The sequence below is a fragment of the Streptomyces gobitricini genome (assembly GCF_039532985.1).
In the GTDB taxonomy this organism is placed as follows: Bacteria; Actinomycetota; Actinomycetes; order Streptomycetales; family Streptomycetaceae; genus Streptomyces; species Streptomyces gobitricini.
The window spans coordinates 127,563-143,419 of sequence record NZ_BAAASR010000013.1 but is presented as its reverse complement, the minus strand read 5'-3'; the positions used below and the strand labels follow the sequence as shown (position 1 = coordinate 143,419).

General features: G+C 73.3%; 13 protein-coding genes and 1 pseudogene. 12 read left to right on the top strand and 2 right to left on the bottom strand.

Annotated elements, in window-relative coordinates; translation table 11 throughout:
* The first annotated feature begins 301 nt into the window (after positions 1-301).
* The 4 genes and pseudogenes from ABD347_RS10335 to ABD347_RS10320 all read left to right on the top strand — a co-directional run bounded on the left by ABD347_RS10335 (position 302) and on the right by ABD347_RS10320 (position 2,988).
* Positions 302-412 (top strand): keywimysin-related RiPP, encoded by a 111-nt coding sequence (locus ABD347_RS10335; protein WP_344359344.1) that lies wholly within the window; start codon positions 302-304, stop codon positions 410-412.
* Between the two features lie 25 nt (positions 413-437).
* Positions 438-2,258, top strand: a pseudogene (locus ABD347_RS10330) (lasso peptide isopeptide bond-forming cyclase); the annotation flags it as partial.
* 35 nt (positions 2,259-2,293) lie between these two features.
* The gene (locus ABD347_RS10325) at positions 2,294-2,548 is read left to right on the top strand and encodes a lasso peptide biosynthesis PqqD family chaperone (protein WP_344359341.1); all 255 of its coding nucleotides are present in this window, start codon (positions 2,294-2,296) and stop codon (positions 2,546-2,548) included.
* Positions 2,545-2,988 carry a lasso peptide biosynthesis B2 protein gene (locus tag ABD347_RS10320; RefSeq protein ID WP_344359338.1) on the top strand — a complete coding sequence of 148 codons (444 nt, stop codon included), beginning with the start codon at positions 2,545-2,547 and terminating at the stop codon, positions 2,986-2,988. The genes ABD347_RS10325 and ABD347_RS10320 overlap by 4 nt, the downstream gene beginning before the upstream one ends.
* A 295-nt stretch (positions 2,989-3,283) precedes the next feature.
* Here ABD347_RS10320 and ABD347_RS10315 read toward each other — a convergent pair whose 3' ends face one another.
* Both ABD347_RS10315 and ABD347_RS10310 read right to left on the bottom strand, forming a co-directional pair.
* The gene (locus tag ABD347_RS10315; protein WP_344359335.1) at positions 3,284-4,123 is read right to left on the bottom strand and encodes a pentapeptide repeat-containing protein; all 840 of its coding nucleotides are present in this window, start codon (positions 4,121-4,123) and stop codon (positions 3,284-3,286) included.
* A gap of 39 nt (positions 4,124-4,162) precedes the next feature.
* Complete coding sequence (locus ABD347_RS10310; RefSeq protein WP_344359332.1) at positions 4,163-5,884, bottom strand: PucR family transcriptional regulator; 1,722 nt, start codon at positions 5,882-5,884, stop codon at positions 4,163-4,165.
* A 356-nt stretch (positions 5,885-6,240) separates the two neighbouring features.
* On the opposite strand from ABD347_RS10310, the gene ABD347_RS10305 reads away from it, so the two are divergent.
* From ABD347_RS10305 to ABD347_RS10270, 8 genes are all read left to right on the top strand, one after another.
* The gene (locus tag ABD347_RS10305; RefSeq protein ID WP_344359329.1) at positions 6,241-7,131 is read left to right on the top strand and encodes an FAD binding domain-containing protein; all 891 of its coding nucleotides are present in this window, start codon (positions 6,241-6,243) and stop codon (positions 7,129-7,131) included.
* Positions 7,132-7,133: 2 nt separating this feature from the next.
* Complete coding sequence (locus ABD347_RS10300; RefSeq protein WP_344359327.1) at positions 7,134-7,748, top strand: (2Fe-2S)-binding protein; 615 nt, start codon at positions 7,134-7,136, stop codon at positions 7,746-7,748.
* A gap of 2 nt (positions 7,749-7,750) precedes the next feature.
* On the top strand, positions 7,751-10,159 hold the full coding sequence (locus ABD347_RS10295; RefSeq protein ID WP_344359324.1) for a xanthine dehydrogenase family protein molybdopterin-binding subunit: 2,409 nt from the start codon (positions 7,751-7,753) through the stop codon (positions 10,157-10,159).
* A 236-nt stretch (positions 10,160-10,395) separates the two neighbouring features.
* Positions 10,396-11,838 carry an NCS2 family permease gene (locus ABD347_RS10290; RefSeq protein WP_344359322.1) on the top strand — a complete coding sequence of 481 codons (1,443 nt, stop codon included), beginning with the start codon at positions 10,396-10,398 and terminating at the stop codon, positions 11,836-11,838.
* Between the two features lie 38 nt (positions 11,839-11,876).
* Complete coding sequence (locus ABD347_RS10285; protein WP_344359320.1) at positions 11,877-13,016, top strand: XdhC family protein; 1,140 nt, start codon at positions 11,877-11,879, stop codon at positions 13,014-13,016.
* A gap of 353 nt (positions 13,017-13,369) precedes the next feature.
* On the top strand, positions 13,370-14,467 hold the full coding sequence (locus ABD347_RS10280) for a glutamate--cysteine ligase 2 (protein ID WP_344359318.1): 1,098 nt from the start codon (positions 13,370-13,372) through the stop codon (positions 14,465-14,467).
* 281 nt (positions 14,468-14,748) lie between these two features.
* On the top strand, positions 14,749-15,564 hold the full coding sequence (locus ABD347_RS10275) for a phosphodiesterase (RefSeq protein ID WP_344359317.1): 816 nt from the start codon (positions 14,749-14,751) through the stop codon (positions 15,562-15,564).
* A gap of 26 nt (positions 15,565-15,590) precedes the next feature.
* Positions 15,591-15,752, top strand: a complete 162-nt coding sequence (locus ABD347_RS10270; protein ID WP_344359315.1) for a hypothetical protein — start codon at positions 15,591-15,593, stop codon at positions 15,750-15,752.
* Positions 15,753-15,857: the final 105 nt, after the last annotated feature.

The window sequence follows — 15,857 nt, the reverse complement described above, 5'->3', positions numbered from 1 at the left end:
GTCCCCGCGCCGGGCGGCGACGCGCCCGGAGAGGGCGCGGCGCTTCCGGACGGGCTGCCCGTGCACCGGGGAAGGTGCAGATGGAAACGTTTCGCCTTCCGCTGCGGCGGGCTGGACCGGCACAACTGCCGCTCAGCGGCGCGGAGTCGCTGGTTCCGGTGTCAGCCGGTCGGCATTGCAAAGTCATACAGTATGAGCAGCGGATGAGCTGTTGCGGTATCCCCCTCAACCACGTCTACCTTCCGAGGCACGGCCGCTCGCCACTGAGAGGCGAGAGGTGAACCGAGCAGAAGGAGACGTCATGAAGAAGGCCTACGAGGCGCCGACGCTCGTCCGGCTGGGATCGTTCCGACAGAAGACCGGGCTCCTGAGGTCGTCCGGGAACGACCGTCTCATCCTGAGCAAGAACTGACGGCCGACGGCGAACAACCGGCCTCATGACTGAAGCGCACGAAAGTGCGGGCCCGGGCCCCGGTGACGCGCACGTCGCGGTCTTCCCAGACCTCGACGCCGCGGCCGCCGTGGCCCGGTTCTTCGCCCGCCCCGGTACGCGCACACTTCCGCACCCCTCCGGCCGCCCCTGGCTGGTCGGGCACTGGCGGGACGAGGAGTTGGTGACCGCCCGCGCCGGCTCCGCCGCCCTCGCCCTCATCGGCTGCCACACCCCGGGCCCGGACGAACTGCGCCGCCACGCCGAGCGGCTGCGGGACATCGCCCAGCTCGACGCGACGGCCCGTACGCTCCCCGGAAGCTTCCACCTCCTGGCCACGCTCGACGGCCGGCTCCGGGCGCAGGGCACCGCCTCCGGGCTCCGGCTGGTCTTCCACGCCCGGATCGAGGGCGTGCCGGTGGCCGCCACCCGCGCCGACGTGCTCGCCGCCGCACTGGGCCTCGCCCCGGACGAGGAACAGCTCGCCGCACGGCTCCTGTGGCCCGTGCCCCACCCGCTGGGGGAGGCGTCGATGTGGCGTGGCGTCACCGCCGTACCGCCGGGTGACGCACTCGTCGTCGGCGCGGACGGGCGTACCGTGCGGCACTCGCGGTGGTGGACGCCCCCGGAGCCGGTCCGGACGCTCGCCGACGGGGCGCCGCGGGTCCGCGAAGCCCTGGCCGAAGCCGTCGACGCCCGTACCCGCGAGGGCGGCGTGGTCAGTTGCGACCTGTCCGGCGGGCTCGACTCCACCACCATCTGCTTCCTCGCCGACCGCTCACCCGCCCGCGTGGTGGCCAGCACCTGGCCCGGGCGCGACCCCGCCGACACCGACCTCCAGTGGGCCGAACAGGCCGCCCGGTTCCTGCCGGAGACCGAACACGTCATCTGGGACGCCCACGCCTCACCGCTGGTCTACACCGGCCTGCTCTCCATCGACGACCTGCTGGACGAGCCCACGATCGGCGTCATGGACCGCTCGCGGGTCCTGCACCACCTGCCCGCCATGGCCGAACGGGGCAGCCGCCTGCACCTGACCGGCATCGGCGGCGACCACGTCGCCTGGTGCTCCGAGGCGTACTACCACCGACTGGCCCGCACCCGGCCGCTGTTCGCCCTCCGGCAGTTGCGCGGGTTCCGGGCGCTGTGGCAGTGGCCGCTCGGCGGAACCGTCCGGGCCCTGGCCGACTCCCGTCCGTACCGCGCCTGGCTCGCCGACGCGGGCCGTCACCTGTACGACCCACTGCCCGACTCGGTGACCACCGGCCTCGGCTGGGGCGTACCCCCACGGCTCTTCGACTGGGTGACCCCCGACGCGGCGCGGATGGCGCGCCGGGCACTGCGGGAGGCCGCGGAGAGCGCGACGCCGCTGCACCGGGACCGGGGCCTGCACGCCGACCTGGAACAGATCCGCTCCTGCACGCGCGTCATCCGGCAGTGGGACCGGATGGCGGCCCGGGCCGGGGTGCCGATGGCCTCGCCGTTCCTCGACGACCGGGTGATCGAAGCCTGCCTCGCGGTCCGCCCCGAGGAGCGTGTCACCCCCTGGGCGTACAAGCCCCTCCTCACCGCCGCCATGCGCGGCATCGTGCCGGACGTCTGCCTGCGGCGCGCCAACAAGGCCGCCGCCTCCATGGACGCCGCCGACGGGTTGCGGCAGCACCGCGCCGACCTGCTCGCGCTCTGGGAGGACTCGCACCTCGCACGGCTCGGCCTGGTGGACGGCGAGGCGCTGCGCCGGCTCGCCCGGCGGCCGTCCGCGCCGGGGCTCCGCGACGCCATCCTCTACTCCACGATCGCCTGCGAAGTCTGGCTGCGTGACCTCGCGCTCCGGACGGCAGCCCAGACGGAAGGGAAGTCACCATGGCACTGTGCTTCGGAGCCGACGTCTCCACCGCGGAAACCGGGTACGGCACCGTCCTCCTGGACCAACGCAACGGGCAGTACTGGGAGCTGAACCCGACCGCGACCCTGATCGTCCGCGTGCTGATGGAGGGCGGCGACGAGACGGCCGCCGCCGACGCGCTCGTCGACGCGTACGACATCGACCGGGCGGGGGCCGAGGCGGACGTCGCCGCGCTCGTGGCCGAACTGCGCACGTCGGGGCTGGCCGCATGACCACGCCGAGCGCCCTGGAGATCCCGGTGGGCGTGCCCCTCACCCGCCGGCTCGCCGCCCGTCTGGTGCTGGTCCCCGCCGTGCTGCTGTCCTTGCTCCCGCCGCGCCGCATCCGCGCGGTGCTGGAGGTCGTCCGGCGCGGGGCCCGCCCCGCCACCGCCGGCCGGGCGCTGGCCGCCCGGGACGCCGTGTGCGCGGTGAGCCTGCGGTGCGCCGGCCCGCGCGGATGCCTGCCCCGCTCGCTGGGCGCCGCGCTGCTGTGCCGGCTCACCGGCACCTGGCCCACGTGGTGCACGGGGGTGAGCGTGGTGCCCCCGTTCAACGCGCACGCCTGGGTCGAGGCGGACGGCCGCCCGGTCGGCGAACCGCTGCCGGACACCTACTTCACGCGCCTGCTCGCGGTGGGCCCGGTGACCCCGGCGGGCACCCCGCGCCGCTGACGGGCGGGTGCGCGCCGGCGCGGGTACGCGGCCCCCGGGTGCCGTGGCGCGGCGGCGCGGTACGCGGGTGACGCGGTACGTGGGCGGTGCGGTACCTGGGCGGTGCGCGCGTGGCGCGGCGCGGTGGGGCGGTGCGCGGGCGGCGCGGGACCCGCAAGGCGCGGGACCCGCACGGCGGGTTGGGCGGTGCGCGGGTTGGGCGGCGCCCCGGCCCCGGCGGGCGGTGCGCCGTGCCGGGCGCGCCCCGCCCGGTCTCGCCGCGGGCCCCCGGCGCCGGTGGGCGCGGGCGGTGGGCCTACGGCGTGGGGGCCCAGTGCCGGGGGCGGGTGAGCCGCGCGGACACCACCGTGCGGGCGTCGCCGCGCGCCGCGTTGAGCTGCGGCTGGGTGAGGAACAGCGCGCCGGTGAGGTCGGCGCCGGCGAGTCGCGCGTCGCGGAGGTCGGCGCCGAGCAGGTCCGCCTCGCGCAGGTCCGCGCCGGTGAGGTCGGCCGCGATGAGGCAGGCACCGCGCAGGCTCGCGCCCCGGAGGTCCGCGCCCGTGAGGCGGGCGCCCATGAGGTCGGCGCCGCGGCGGTTCTTCTTCCTGCCCTTCGCGCCGGGCACACCCGCCCGGACCAGCTCGCCCGCCCGCGACAGCAGGTCGCCGACGACCCGGCGGTGGGCGTCCAGGTCCAGCGCGGAGAGCTCCTCCGGCGACAGGAGCGTGAGCCGCTCGGTCTCGGCGAGGGCGCGCCGGGCCTCGCCGTGCAGCCGGCGCGCGGGCTCCAGCGTCAGTACCTCGGTGAGGTACGCGAGCAGTTCGTGCAGGTGCCGTACGACCGGGAACGCGGCGAACATCCGCCGTGCCGTCTCCGGGTCCCGCCGCCAGTCCCGGCCGCCGAAGGTCACCTGGGACACCTTCTGGCCGGCGCCGAAGCAGTCGTACACCGTGCAGCCGGAGAAGCCCCGGTCGCGCAGCCGCTCGTGGATGCCGCAGCGGAAGTCGACGGCCAGGTTGGCGCACGGGGTGCCGGCGGGCTTGTCGGCGGCGAAGTCCGCGGAGGCGGCGAAGGGCAGCGCGACGCAGCACAGACCGAAGCAGTTGGCGCAGTCGCCCCGGAGGGGGTCCGCCGAGGAGTCCGTTGGTCCGGACATCACGTGGTGTTCCGCTCTCTGTCGAGTGTTGCTGTTACGTCAGGACATGCGCAGGGCCAGGAAGAAGTCCAGCTTGTCCTCCAGCCGCGACAGGTCCCGTCCCGTCAACTGCTCGATCCGGCCCACCCGGTACCGCAGCGTGTTGACATGCAGGTGCAGTCGGCCGGCGCAGCGCGTCCAGGAGCCGTCGCAGTCGAGGAAGGCCTCCAGCGTCGGGATCAGCTCTGCCCGGTGCCGCCGGTCGTAGTCGCGCAGCGGGTCCAGCAGCCGGGCCGTGAACGCCCGCCGCACGTCGTCCGGCACGAACGGCAGCAGCAGCACGTGCGACGCCAGCTCGTGGTGCCCCGCCGCGCACACCCTTCCCGGCCGCGCCGCCGCCACGCGCCGGGCGTGCCGCGCCTCCTCCAGGGCGCCGCGCAGCCCTTCGGCCGAGTGCACGGCGGCGCTCACACCCAGGGTGAGACGCCCGTCGTCCGCCAGGCCCGCCGACAGCGGGCCGCGCACGGCGGAGAGCAGGGCGTCCGCGTGCAGCCCGGCGGCGCCGTCCACCGCGGGGCCCGCCTCGCCCTCCTCCGCCGGAGCGTCGCCGTCCGCGCCCGGTACGGCCGGCAGCGGCACCAGGGCGATGGCCTCGTCGCCGGTGTGGGCCACCGCGATGCGGTCGGCCGAGTCGGGGCCGGCCGTCGTGGGGTCGACCAGGATCTCCTCCAGCAGCGACTGGGCGACGGGTCCGGCCTCGATGCCCGGCGCGCCCGTACCGCTCTCGCCCCACTCGACCCGCGCCACCACGACCTGCCAGTGCGGCGCCGTGCCGAGCCCCGGCAGCAGCACGGGGGCGGCCACCCGCAGACGCGCGGCGATCTCGGCGGGGGCGGCGCCCGTCTGCACCAGCTCCAGGACCTCCTGGGCCAGTCGCCGTCGTACCGTCCGCGCCGCGTCCCGCCGGTCCCGCTCCACCGCGATCAGCTGGGTGACGCCTTGGAGCAGGTCCAGCCGGGCGGCCGGCCAGTCGCCGGCGTCCGCCTCGACGGCCAGCAGCCAGTCGGACAGCACGGTCTCCCGCACGTCCCGGGAGGCGGGAGCCGTCCCGCGCCCGGTGTTCCGGATCGGGAAGAGCGAGTACGTCACGCCCCGGGTGACGGCCCGGTGCGGACCGCGCCGCCCGCCGCGTGTGGCGGACAGGTGCTCGCCGGCCAGGGCGGCGCCGGTCTCGCGGGGCAGCGGCGTGCCCGCCCCGGCGATCTGACGTCCCGTCGGTGACAGCACCCAGGCGCGAAGGTCCAGGTCGGAGCCGAGCAGGTCGAGGACCACCTCCGGTCCGCCGCCCGCCGGGCCGGAGGTCATCAGCCTTCTGTGGCGATCCACGACAGCCGCGAGGTCTCCGGCCCGCTCGCCCGACACCTGGCGAACGACATACTCAGTGATCGTTGCGAACGCAACGGATTCGTTCACTGCGAACAGTGGCAGGCGGTGGCGCAAACACGCCTGAACCAGATCGTCCGGGATCGCCCCCAGTTCCGCCTCACCGGCCGCCAGGCCCGCCACCCCGGCGCTCGCCAGGATGCGGACGAAGGGCTCGGAGTCCGCCGAGTCCCGCCGCCAGGCGAGGCCGGTGAGGACCAGCTCGCCGCCGGAGAGGTACCTGCTGGGGTCGCGCAGGTCCGTCGTCATCACGCCGCGGACCGTGCGGTCGAGCTCGTCCTCGCCGCCGAGCAGCCGCAGCCCCAGCGCATCGGTTTCCAGCAGTGCGCGCAGCCGCATGTGATCGCCGCCGATCTGTCTCGTGGGTGTCTCGTTGTTGCCGGTGAGCTGTGGCCACCGTTTCCGGGGGGAAACAGCGAGGTTACTGCTCCTCGCCTTTCGTTCGAATCTACAAGACTCGGCGGGCGACCGGCCAACTCCTTCATGGTTTCGGTGACTGCACCGAGCGGAGCACCGCTGGGTGTACTTGGGCCACGACGCGTTAACAGCACATGAACATGAAGACGAAGACGCGGGCCGGCCGTCCCCCGAGCCCCAGCGAACCAACTGATCACGCGGAACCCGGAACAAGTCGATCTCCACGATCTCCCGTCGCCGGACCAGTGATCACCGGATCACGTAGAAGAGAGCCACTCATGGACTTCCTTCGCCCCGCTAGCTGGGAGGAGGCGCTCGCCGCGAAGGCCGAGCACCCCACGGCTGTGCCCATCGCGGGTGGCACCGATGTCATGGTCGAGATCAACTTCGACCACCGGCGGCCCGAGTACCTGCTGGACCTGAACCGCATCGAGCTGCTCCGGGAGTGGGAGGTCGGCGAGGAGAACGTCCGGCTGGGCGCCTCCGTCCCGTACACCCAGATCATGGAGCACCTGCGGGCCGAGCTGCCCGGCCTGGCGCTCGCCTCCCACACCGTGGCCTCGCCGCAGATCCGCAACCGCGGTGGTGTCGGTGGCAACCTGGGCACGGCGTCCCCGGCCGGTGACGCGCACCCCGCCCTGCTGGCGGCCGGTGCCGAGGTGGAGGTGGAGTCCGTACGCGGCTCCCGCTTCATCCCGATCGACGAGTTCTACACCGGCGTGAAGCGCAACGCGCTCCAGCCCGACGAGCTCATCAAGACCGTCCACATCAAGAAGGCCGACGGGCCGCAGCAGTACTCCAAGGTGGGTACCCGCAACGCGATGGTGATCGCGGTGTGCGCGTTCGGTCTGGCGCTGCACCCCGAGACCCGGACCGTCCGGACCGGTATCGGCTCGGCCGCCCCCACGCCCGTACGGGCGAAGGAGGCCGAGGAATTCCTGAACGCCGCGCTCGAAGAGGGCGGGTTCTGGGAGAGCGGCAAGATCATCACTCCCTCGGTCGCCAAGCAGTTCGCGGAGCTCGCCTCCGGGGCCTGCAACCCGATCGACGACGTACGGGGCACGGCCAAGTACCGCCGGCACGCCGTCGGCATCATGGCCCGCCGCACGCTCGGCTGGACCTGGGAGCAGTACCGCGGTACCGGCCGCACCCTTGAAGGAGCTGCATAACGATGCGCGTGAATTTCACGGTCAACGGACGTCCGCAGGAAGCCGACGACGTCTGGGAGGGCGAGTCCCTCCTGTACGTCCTGCGTGAGCGCCTGGGCTTGCCCGGTTCGAAGAACGCCTGCGAGCAGGGCGAGTGCGGCTCCTGCACGGTCCGCCTGGACGGCGTCCCGGTCTGTTCCTGCCTCGTGGCCGCCGGCCAGGTCGAGGGCCGCGAGGTCGTCACCGTCGAGGGCCTCGCCGACTACGCCAAGCAGCGTGCCGAGCACAGCGGCGCGTGCGGCACCGGCGCGTGCGGCTCCTCCGGCACGTCCGTCCAGGAAGCACAGGGCTGGTCCGCCCAGGGCACCGACTCCCAGACGGGCGAGGGCACCGAGCTCTCCCCGATCCAGCAGGCCTTCATCGACGCCGGCGCCGTCCAGTGCGGCTTCTGCACCCCGGGCCTGCTCGTCGCGGCCGACGAGATGCTGGAGCGCAACCCCTCGCCGTCCGACGAGGACATCCGCGAGGCGCTCTCCGGCAACCTCTGCCGCTGCACCGGTTACGAGAAGATCCTCGACGCCGTCCGCCTCGCGGCCGCCCGTCAGGAACGTCAAGGGCTCCAGGAAGGCGCGGTCTGACCATGTCGCAGAACACCCGAGCCGCCGCCGCCCCGGCCGGCACTCCCACCAAGGTCACCCAGGCCTCCCAGACCAAGGGCGGCATCGGCGAGTCCACGCTCCGCCCCGACGGCACCCTCAAGGTCACCGGCGAGTTCGCCTACTCCTCGGACATGTGGCACGAGGACATGCTGTGGGGCCAGCTCCTCCGCTCCACGGTCGCGCACGCCGAGATCGTCTCCATCGACACCTCCGAGGCCCTCGCCCAGGCCGGCGTCCACGCCGTCCTGACCTACGAGGACCTGCCCACCGAGGTGAAGAACTACGGCCTGGAGATCCAGGACACCCCGGTCCTCGCCAACGGCGTCGTACGCCACCACGGTGAGCCGGTCGCCCTGGTCGCCGCCGACCACCCGGAGACCGCCCGCCGCGCCGCCGCGAAGATCAAGGTCGAGTACCGGGAGCTGCCCGTCGTCACCGACGAGGCCTCCGCGACCGCCCCCGACGCGCCGCTGCTGCACCCGGGCCGGGACGACCACCACGCCGGTCACGTACCGCACCCGAACATCGTGCACCGCCAGCCGATCGTCCGCGGCAACGCCGACGAGGCCGCCAAGAAGGCCGACGTCATCGTCTCCGGCGAGTACGTCTTCGGCATGCAGGACCAGGCGTTCCTCGGCCCCGAGTCCGGCCTGGCCGTGCCCGCCGAGGACGGCGGCGTCGACCTGTACGTCGCCACCCAGTGGCTCCACTCCGACCTGCGCCAGATCGCCCCCGTCCTCGGCCTGCCCGAGGAGAAGGTCCGCATGACGCTCTCCGGCGTCGGCGGTGCCTTCGGCGGCCGCGAGGACCTGTCGATGCAGATCCACGCCTGCCTGCTGGCGCTCCGCACCGGCAAGCCGGTCAAGATCGTCTACAACCGGTTCGAGTCCTTCTTCGGCCATGTCCACCGTCACCCGGCGAAGCTCTGGTACGAGCACGGCGCCACCAAGGACGGCAAGATCACGCACATGAAGTGCCGGATCGTGCTGGACGGCGGCGCCTACGCCTCGGCCTCCCCGGCCGTGGTCGGCAACGCCTCCTCGCTCGCCGTCGGCCCGTACGTCATCGACGACGTCGACATCGAGGCCATCGCGCTCTACACCAACAACCCGCCCTGCGGCGCCATGCGCGGCTTCGGCGCGGTCCAGGCGTGCTTCGCGTACGAGGCCCAGATGGACAAGCTCGCGAAGAAGCTGGACATGGACCCGGTGGAGTTCCGCCGGCTCAACGCCATGGAGCAGGGCACCCTGATGCCGACCGGCCAGCCGGTCGACTCGCCCGCCCCGGTCGCCGAGCTGCTGCGCCGCATCAAGGCCCGCCCGCTGCCGCCGGAGCGCCAGTGGGAGTCCACCGAGGGCGCCGACGTCCGCGCGCTGCCCGGCGGACTGTCCAACACCACGCACGGCGAAGGCGTCGTCCGCGGCGTCGGCTACGCGGTCGGCATCAAGAACGTCGGCTTCTCCGAGGGCTTCGACGACTACTCCACCGCCAAGGTGCGCATGGAGGTCATCAACGGTGAGGCGGTCGCGACCGTCCACACCGCGATGGCCGAGGTCGGCCAGGGCGGCATCACCGTCCACGCGCAGATCGCCCGTACCGAGCTGGGCGTCACCCAGGTGACCATCAACCCGGCCGACACCCAGGTCGGCTCGGCCGGCTCGACCTCCGCCTCCCGCCAGACGTACGTCACCGGCGGCGCGGTCAAGAACTCGTGCGAACTCGTCCGCGAGAAGGTCCTGGAGATCGGCCGCCGCAAGCTCGGCACGTACCACCCCGCGTGGGCCACCGCCGAACTGCTGCTCGAAGGCGGCAAGGTCGTCACCGACGGCGGCGAGGTCCTCGCCGACCTGGTGGACGTCCTGGAGGACGAGGTCGTCGAGATCGAGGCCGAGTGGCGCCACCGCCCCACCGAGGCCTTCGACCTGCGCACCGGCCAGGGCAACGGCCACGTCCAGTACTCGTTCGCCGCGCACCGCGCGGTCGTCGAGGTGGACACCGAGCTGGGCCTGGTCAAGGTCATCGAGCTCGCCTGCGCCCAGGACGTCGGCAAGGCCCTCAACCCGCTGTCCGTCGTCGGCCAGATCCAGGGTGGCACCACCCAGGGCCTCGGCGTGGCGGTCATGGAGGAGATCATCGTCGACCCCAAGACCGCGAAGGTGCGCAACCCCTCCTTCACGGACTACCTGATCCCCACGATCCTCGACACCCCGACCATCCCGGTCGACGTGCTCGAACTCGCCGACGACCACGCGCCCTACGGCCTGCGCGGCATCGGTGAGGCCCCGACCCTGTCGTCCACCCCGGCCGTCCTCGCGGCGATCCGGAACGCGACGGGCCTGGAGCTCAACAAGACGCCGGTGCGCCCCGAACACCTCACCGGCACCCTGTAAGCCCTCCGGGCGGTGCGTGCCTCCCGGGAACGTCACACTTCCACCCGCCCGCACCGCCCGGAGCCTCCCCCCACTCGTCCCAACCCCCCCACCCCCCCACCGCAGGACCGCTCAACACGCATCACCCCGTTCGTCTCGGGCCGTCCCCCGGGTCGTGCAGCCCACGCACCATCCCAAATCCCGCAGCTTTGCCCCCGGCCATGCGGGTGCCCCTTTGAACCTTGGGAGTAGGCACCATGACCCAGTCGTCAGTGGAGCCGAAGACCGTCGCCGAAGACGCGGGACCCGGTTCCCGCGTCCCCGCCGGACGGTCTTGGCTCGACCGGTACTTTCACATAACCCACAGAGGATCCACGGTCGCGCAGGAAGTGCGCGGCGGCGTCACGACCTTCATGGCCATGGCGTACATCCTCCTGCTCAACCCGCTGCTGCTCGGCGGACCGGACGCGGCCGGAGACAAGCTCAGCCAGCCCGCCCTCATCACCGCCACCGCTCTCGCCGCAGCGGTCACCACTCTGGCGATGGGTTTCATCGGCAAGGTCCCGCTCGCCCTCGCGGCGGGCCTGAGTGTCGCGGGCGTCATCTCCACGCAGGTGGCCCCGAACATGACCTGGCCGCAGGCCATGGGCATGTGTGTCATCTACGGCGCCGTGATCTGCCTCCTGGTGGTCACCGGTGTCCGTGAAGTCATCATGAACGCCATACCCCTGGCTCTGAAGCACGGCATCACGATGGGCATCGGCCTCTTCATCGCGATCATCGGCTTCGTCAAGGCCGGTTTCGTCGGACCCAGCGAGGTCGGCGGTCCCGTCACCCTCGGTGTCGGCGGTTCGCTCTCCGGCTGGCCGGTGGCACTGTTCTGCTTCACCCTGCTGCTGATCTTCATGCTGCAGGCCCGCAAGGTACCCGGCGCCATCCTGATCGGCATCGTCGTCGGCACCCTCATCTCGGTCACCGCCACCGCGGCCGGCCTGATCAAGGAATCCGCGTGGGGCGGCACCGCGCCCATCCTGCACGGCAGCCCGGTCTCCATGCCGGACTTCTCGCTCTTCGGCATGGTCGAGTTCGGCGGGTGGGGCGACCTCGGCTACACCACCGTCTCGATGATCGTCTTCACCCTGGTGCTGGCCGGCTTCTTCGACGCCATGGCGACGATCATCGCCGTCGGCCAGGAGGCCAAGCTCGCCGACGCCCAGGGCCGCATGCCGGGCCTGAGCAAGGCGCTGTTCATCGACGGCGCCGGCGGTGCGATCGGCGGTGTCTCCGGATCCTCCGGCCAGACCGTCTTCATCGAGTCCGCCACGGGCGTCGGCGAGGGCGCGCGTACGGGTCTGTCGGCCTCGGTCACCGGCCTGTTCTTCGCCGCCTGCCTGTTCTTCACCCCGCTCACCCAGCTCGTCCCGGGTCAGGTGGCCTCGGCCGCGCTGGTGGTCATCGGCGCGATGATGCTGCAGAACGCCCGGCACGTGGACTGGACCGACTGGTCCGTCGCCGTCCCGGTCTTCCTGACGGTCGTACTCATGCCGTTCACCTACACCATCACCACCGGTGTCGGCGCGGGTGTCATCGCCTACTGCGCCATCAAGGCCGCACAGGGCAAGTGGCGTGAGCCGAGCGTCCTGATGTGGGTGCTCTCCGCGGTGTTCATCTTCTACTTCGCCACGGGTACCGCGCACTGACGGGACCCCCTCACACATCCGTCTGCAAGGAGGCCGACATGCTGGACATCGCCGAGGAGCTCCACCGGTGGGTCGAGCAGGGACGCGACTTCGCCGTCGCCACCGTGGTGGCGGTCGGCGGCAGCGCGCCCCGGCAACCGGGCGCCGCCCTCGCCGTCGACAGCGAGGGCACGGCGATCGGGTCGGTCTCCGGCGGGTGTGTCGAGGGGGCCGTGTACGACCTGTGCCGACAGGCGCTGGAGGACGGCGAGACCGTCCTGGAGCGCTTCGGCTACAGCGACGAGGATGCCTTCGCGGTCGGCCTGACCTGCGGCGGCGTCATCGACATCCTCGTCACCCCGGTCCGCAGCGAGGTCTTCCCCGCCGCACTCGGAGCCGCCGCCGGAGGGGAGGCGGCGGCTCTGGCCCGGATCACCGACGGCCCGGCCGACCTGATGGGCCGCGCCCTCCTGGTCCGCCCCGACGGCTCGTACGAGGGCCGCCTGGGCGGCCACCCGGAGCTGGACCGCACGGCGGCGGGCGAGGCCCGCGCCATGCTGGACGCCGGCCGCACCGGTACGGTGACCGTCGGCGAGAACGGCTCGCGCTGCGGACAGCCGATCACCCTGCTGGTCGAGTGCAGCGTGCCCGCCCCCCGCATGATCGTCTTCGGGGCGATCGACTTCGCCGCGGCGCTGGTACGAGTGGGGAAGTTCCTCGGCTACCACGTCACCGTCTGCGACGCCCGCCCCGTCTTCGCGACCCCCGCCCGCTTCCCCGACGCGGACGAGGTGGTCGTGGAGTGGCCGCACGAGTACCTCGCGCGCACCGAGGTGGACGGCCGCACCGTGCTGTGCGTCCTCACCCACGACGCCAAGTTCGACGTGCCGCTGCTCGAACTGGCCCTCAAGCTTCCCGTCGCGTACATCGGCGCGATGGGCTCCCGCCGCACCCACGAGGACCGCAACAAGCGCCTGCGCGAGGTCGGCGTCACCGAACTGGAACTGGCCAGGCTGCGCTCCCCGATCGGGCTCGACCTCGGCGCCCGTACGCCGGAGGAGACCGCCCTGTCGATCGGCGCGGAGATCGTCGCCGGCCGGCGCGGCGGCAGCGGTGTCTCCCTCACGGGTGCCCACACCCCCATCCACCACGACGGCCCGGACGCCACCCCGGCCGGACGCATCGACTCCGTCGCCTGACCGGGCGCCCCACCCGGAGGTCCGGGCCCCGGCCCGCCGCGCGGGAGGCACGGGGTGTGCGGTGCCCCGTGTGCGACGTGGGCCTCGTGACCGGAGCACACCGAAGGGCGGTGTCCGGCCGGCCGGACACCGCCCCGCGGCACGGAACCGCCGGCCAGCACCGGTGACGAGCCTTTGACCCCCCGCGGAAGGATCCGCCGCGCGGGAACGCGGGACGGTTCAAGCCGAAGGCGTCGGGAACCCGCCACATCCCCGGCACAGTCCCGGCGGACCGGTGCGCGGACGCCGCCCAGCCGGGATGATGGTGCGTCCCGCGCAGTCCCCGCTGGATGCGATCGGAAAGGTGGTTTCCGTTGCGCACTGTCGGAGTGGAAGAGGAACTCCTGCTGGTGGACCCGCGGAGCGGTGAGCCGCGAGCCCTGTCCACCGCCGTGCTGGCCGCCGCCGTCAAGGAGAGCCGGGGCAGGGCCCACGCCTTCACCAAGGAACTCCAGGGCCAGCAACTGGAGTTCGCCACGCACCCGCAGAGCGGTATGAAGGAGCTCGGCGCCGAGATCGAACGCTGGCGCGCCGAGGCCGCACGGCACGCCGCCGGTGCCGGGGCCGCGGTGGTGGCCCTCGCCACCTCGCCGCTCCCCGCCGGCCCGGCCGTCACCGAGGGCAGACGCTACCGCTGGATACAGGAGCAGTTCGGCCTCACCGCGCTGGAGCAGCTCACCTGCGGCTGCCACGTCCACGTCTCGGTCGAGTCGGACGAGGAGGGCGTCGGGGTCCTGGACCGGATACGGCCATGGCTGTCCGTCCTGCTCGCGCTGAGCGCCAACTCCCCCTTCTGGCAGGGCTACGACAGCGGATACCACAGCTACCGCAACCGCGTGTGGGGGCGCTGGCCCTCGGCGGGCCCCGTGGAGGTCTTCGGCTCGGCCCGCCGCTACCACCAGCAGGTGAGCGACCTGCTCGACACCGGAGTCCTCCACGACGAGGGAATGATCTACTTCGACGCCCGGCTCTCCCGCACCTATCCCACCGTCGAGGTCCGCGCCGCCGACGTCTGCCTCGACGCCTCCACCACCGTGCTGCTCGCCACCCTGACCCGCGGCCTGGTGGACACCGCCGCCCGCGCGTGGCGGGAGGGTGAGCCCCCCGCCCGACACGGCGTGGGCCTGCTGCGGGCCGCGGCCTGGCAGGCCGCCCGCTCCGGCCTGGACGGCCACCTGATCCACCCGGTCACCATGCGCCCCGCCCCCGCCGACCGGGTCGTGCACGCCCTGCTCGGCCACGTCGAGAAGGCCCTCGACGAGAACGGAGACCTCTCCCAGGCCCGCCAAGGACTCGCCGAACTGCTCGCCGGCGGCAACGGCGCGCACGTCCAGCGGCAACTGCTGTGCCGCACCGGCAGCCTCCGTGAGGTCGTCGCCGCCTGCGTACGCCGTACGCAGGGCGACCGGTAGGCAGCGCCGCGACCACCTCCCGGCCGGCACCCGGACGGCGACCGGCCCGGGTGCCGTACCGCCCACCGCGCCGTACCTCCCGACCACCCGGCTCCGCCGCGGGCCGAGCGGGCGGGAGCCGTCAGCGCCCGGGGCGTCCCGCCCGCGTGGTGTCCGCCCGCGCCCTGGCTCCGCGTGGCGTCCTGCGGAGCCCGTCCCGGTGCCGCCCGCGCCTTGGCTCCGTGCCGACGGGGTACCCGGTGCTCTCCGACACGACACGACACGACACGGAAGGAGTCGCCGTGGCGATCGAGAAGCAGGCCTTCGACGTCGCGCGCCGCCTGGCGCGGAAGCGCTCCGCACCGGCCCTCCACCCCCGGGGCCTGGTGTGCGAAGGGACGCTGGACGTGCCCGGGACCGGTGACGGCGGCGTGCCGTGGGGCGTACCGTTCCTCGACCGGGCGGGGGAGTACCGGGTGAGCGTGCGGTGGTCGCGGGCCGCCGGGCTGCCGGCGGGGTGGCCGGACGGCCTGGGCCTGGCGCTGCGCGTCGAGGACGCCGGCGGGCCGGGCACCCCGCTGGACCTGTTGCTGACCTCCAGCGGCACCGGCCGCCTGGGCCGCCACGTGCCCCTCCCGAGGCGCGACGCCCTGGCCGGGCCGTACTCCACCCTGCTGGCGTACCGGGTGGGCGGCCGGGAGCGGGTGATCATGGCGGATCCCGCCGGGGCCCTCCGGCCGGGCGTCACTCCGGGGGCGGGCGCCGGCCCCGGCGCGGGCCACCGCCGTGTGCCCGGTGACCCGGACGCGCTGCGCGCGGCGCTGGACCGCGGCCCCGTCCGCTTCGAGCTGTGCGCGGCCGCGCCGGACGAGCCCTGGCGGGCCTTCGCGACACTGACCGTGCGGACCCCGAGGCCGCACGGGGAGGGTGCGGCGCACGCCTACGACCCGTATCTCCACGGCCTTCCCGGGCTGCGCCCCACCCACCGGCTGCACGATCTGCGGGCGGCCGCCTACAGCGGGTCGCGCCACGGGCGCGGCGCGGTGCTCAAGGATCCGCATGATCCGCCGCGTCCCGGGCAGACGACCGGGCGCCGGGGCCGCCCCGGCACCCCGTAGCCGCGTGCGCCCGAGGAGAGACCACCGTGAGCCCCATATCCACCGCGTCGCCCATATACGACCAGCTGGTCGATGAGCACGGAGATGTGCTTCATGAGGCGAGAAGGCTCGCCGAACGCACCCACCGGGAGGCCGAGCGGCTCCTCAGCTGGGACATGTCCGCCCTGGAGGCGGACGACCCGGAATAGCCACCGGACGACCCTCCTGTTCCGCACCGCCCGGAATGCCGGGATGTGTGACCTGATCCAGTCTGGATACGCGATCAGGCATACGAGATCAGGAGCAGCACCCAC

Bases quoted from the DNA above. Each gene is read 5' to 3' on its own strand.
- ABD347_RS10335 (WP_344359344.1), top strand. From the start codon at position 302: ATGAAGAAGGCCTACGAGGCGCCGACGCTCGTCCGGCTGGGATCGTTC.
- ABD347_RS10325 (WP_344359341.1), top strand. From the start codon at position 2,294: ATGGCACTGTGCTTCGGAGCCGACGTCTCCACCGCGGAAACCGGGTAC.
- ABD347_RS10320 (WP_344359338.1), top strand. From the start codon at position 2,545: ATGACCACGCCGAGCGCCCTGGAGATCCCGGTGGGCGTGCCCCTCACC.
- ABD347_RS10315 (WP_344359335.1), bottom strand. From the start codon at position 4,123: ATGTCCGGACCAACGGACTCCTCGGCGGACCCCCTCCGGGGCGACTGC.
- ABD347_RS10310 (WP_344359332.1), bottom strand. From the start codon at position 5,884: ATGCGGCTGCGCGCACTGCTGGAAACCGATGCGCTGGGGCTGCGGCTG.
- ABD347_RS10305 (WP_344359329.1), top strand. From the start codon at position 6,241: ATGGACTTCCTTCGCCCCGCTAGCTGGGAGGAGGCGCTCGCCGCGAAG.
- ABD347_RS10300 (WP_344359327.1), top strand. From the start codon at position 7,134: ATGCGCGTGAATTTCACGGTCAACGGACGTCCGCAGGAAGCCGACGAC.
- ABD347_RS10295 (WP_344359324.1), top strand. From the start codon at position 7,751: ATGTCGCAGAACACCCGAGCCGCCGCCGCCCCGGCCGGCACTCCCACC.
- ABD347_RS10290 (WP_344359322.1), top strand. From the start codon at position 10,396: ATGACCCAGTCGTCAGTGGAGCCGAAGACCGTCGCCGAAGACGCGGGA.
- ABD347_RS10285 (WP_344359320.1), top strand. From the start codon at position 11,877: ATGCTGGACATCGCCGAGGAGCTCCACCGGTGGGTCGAGCAGGGACGC.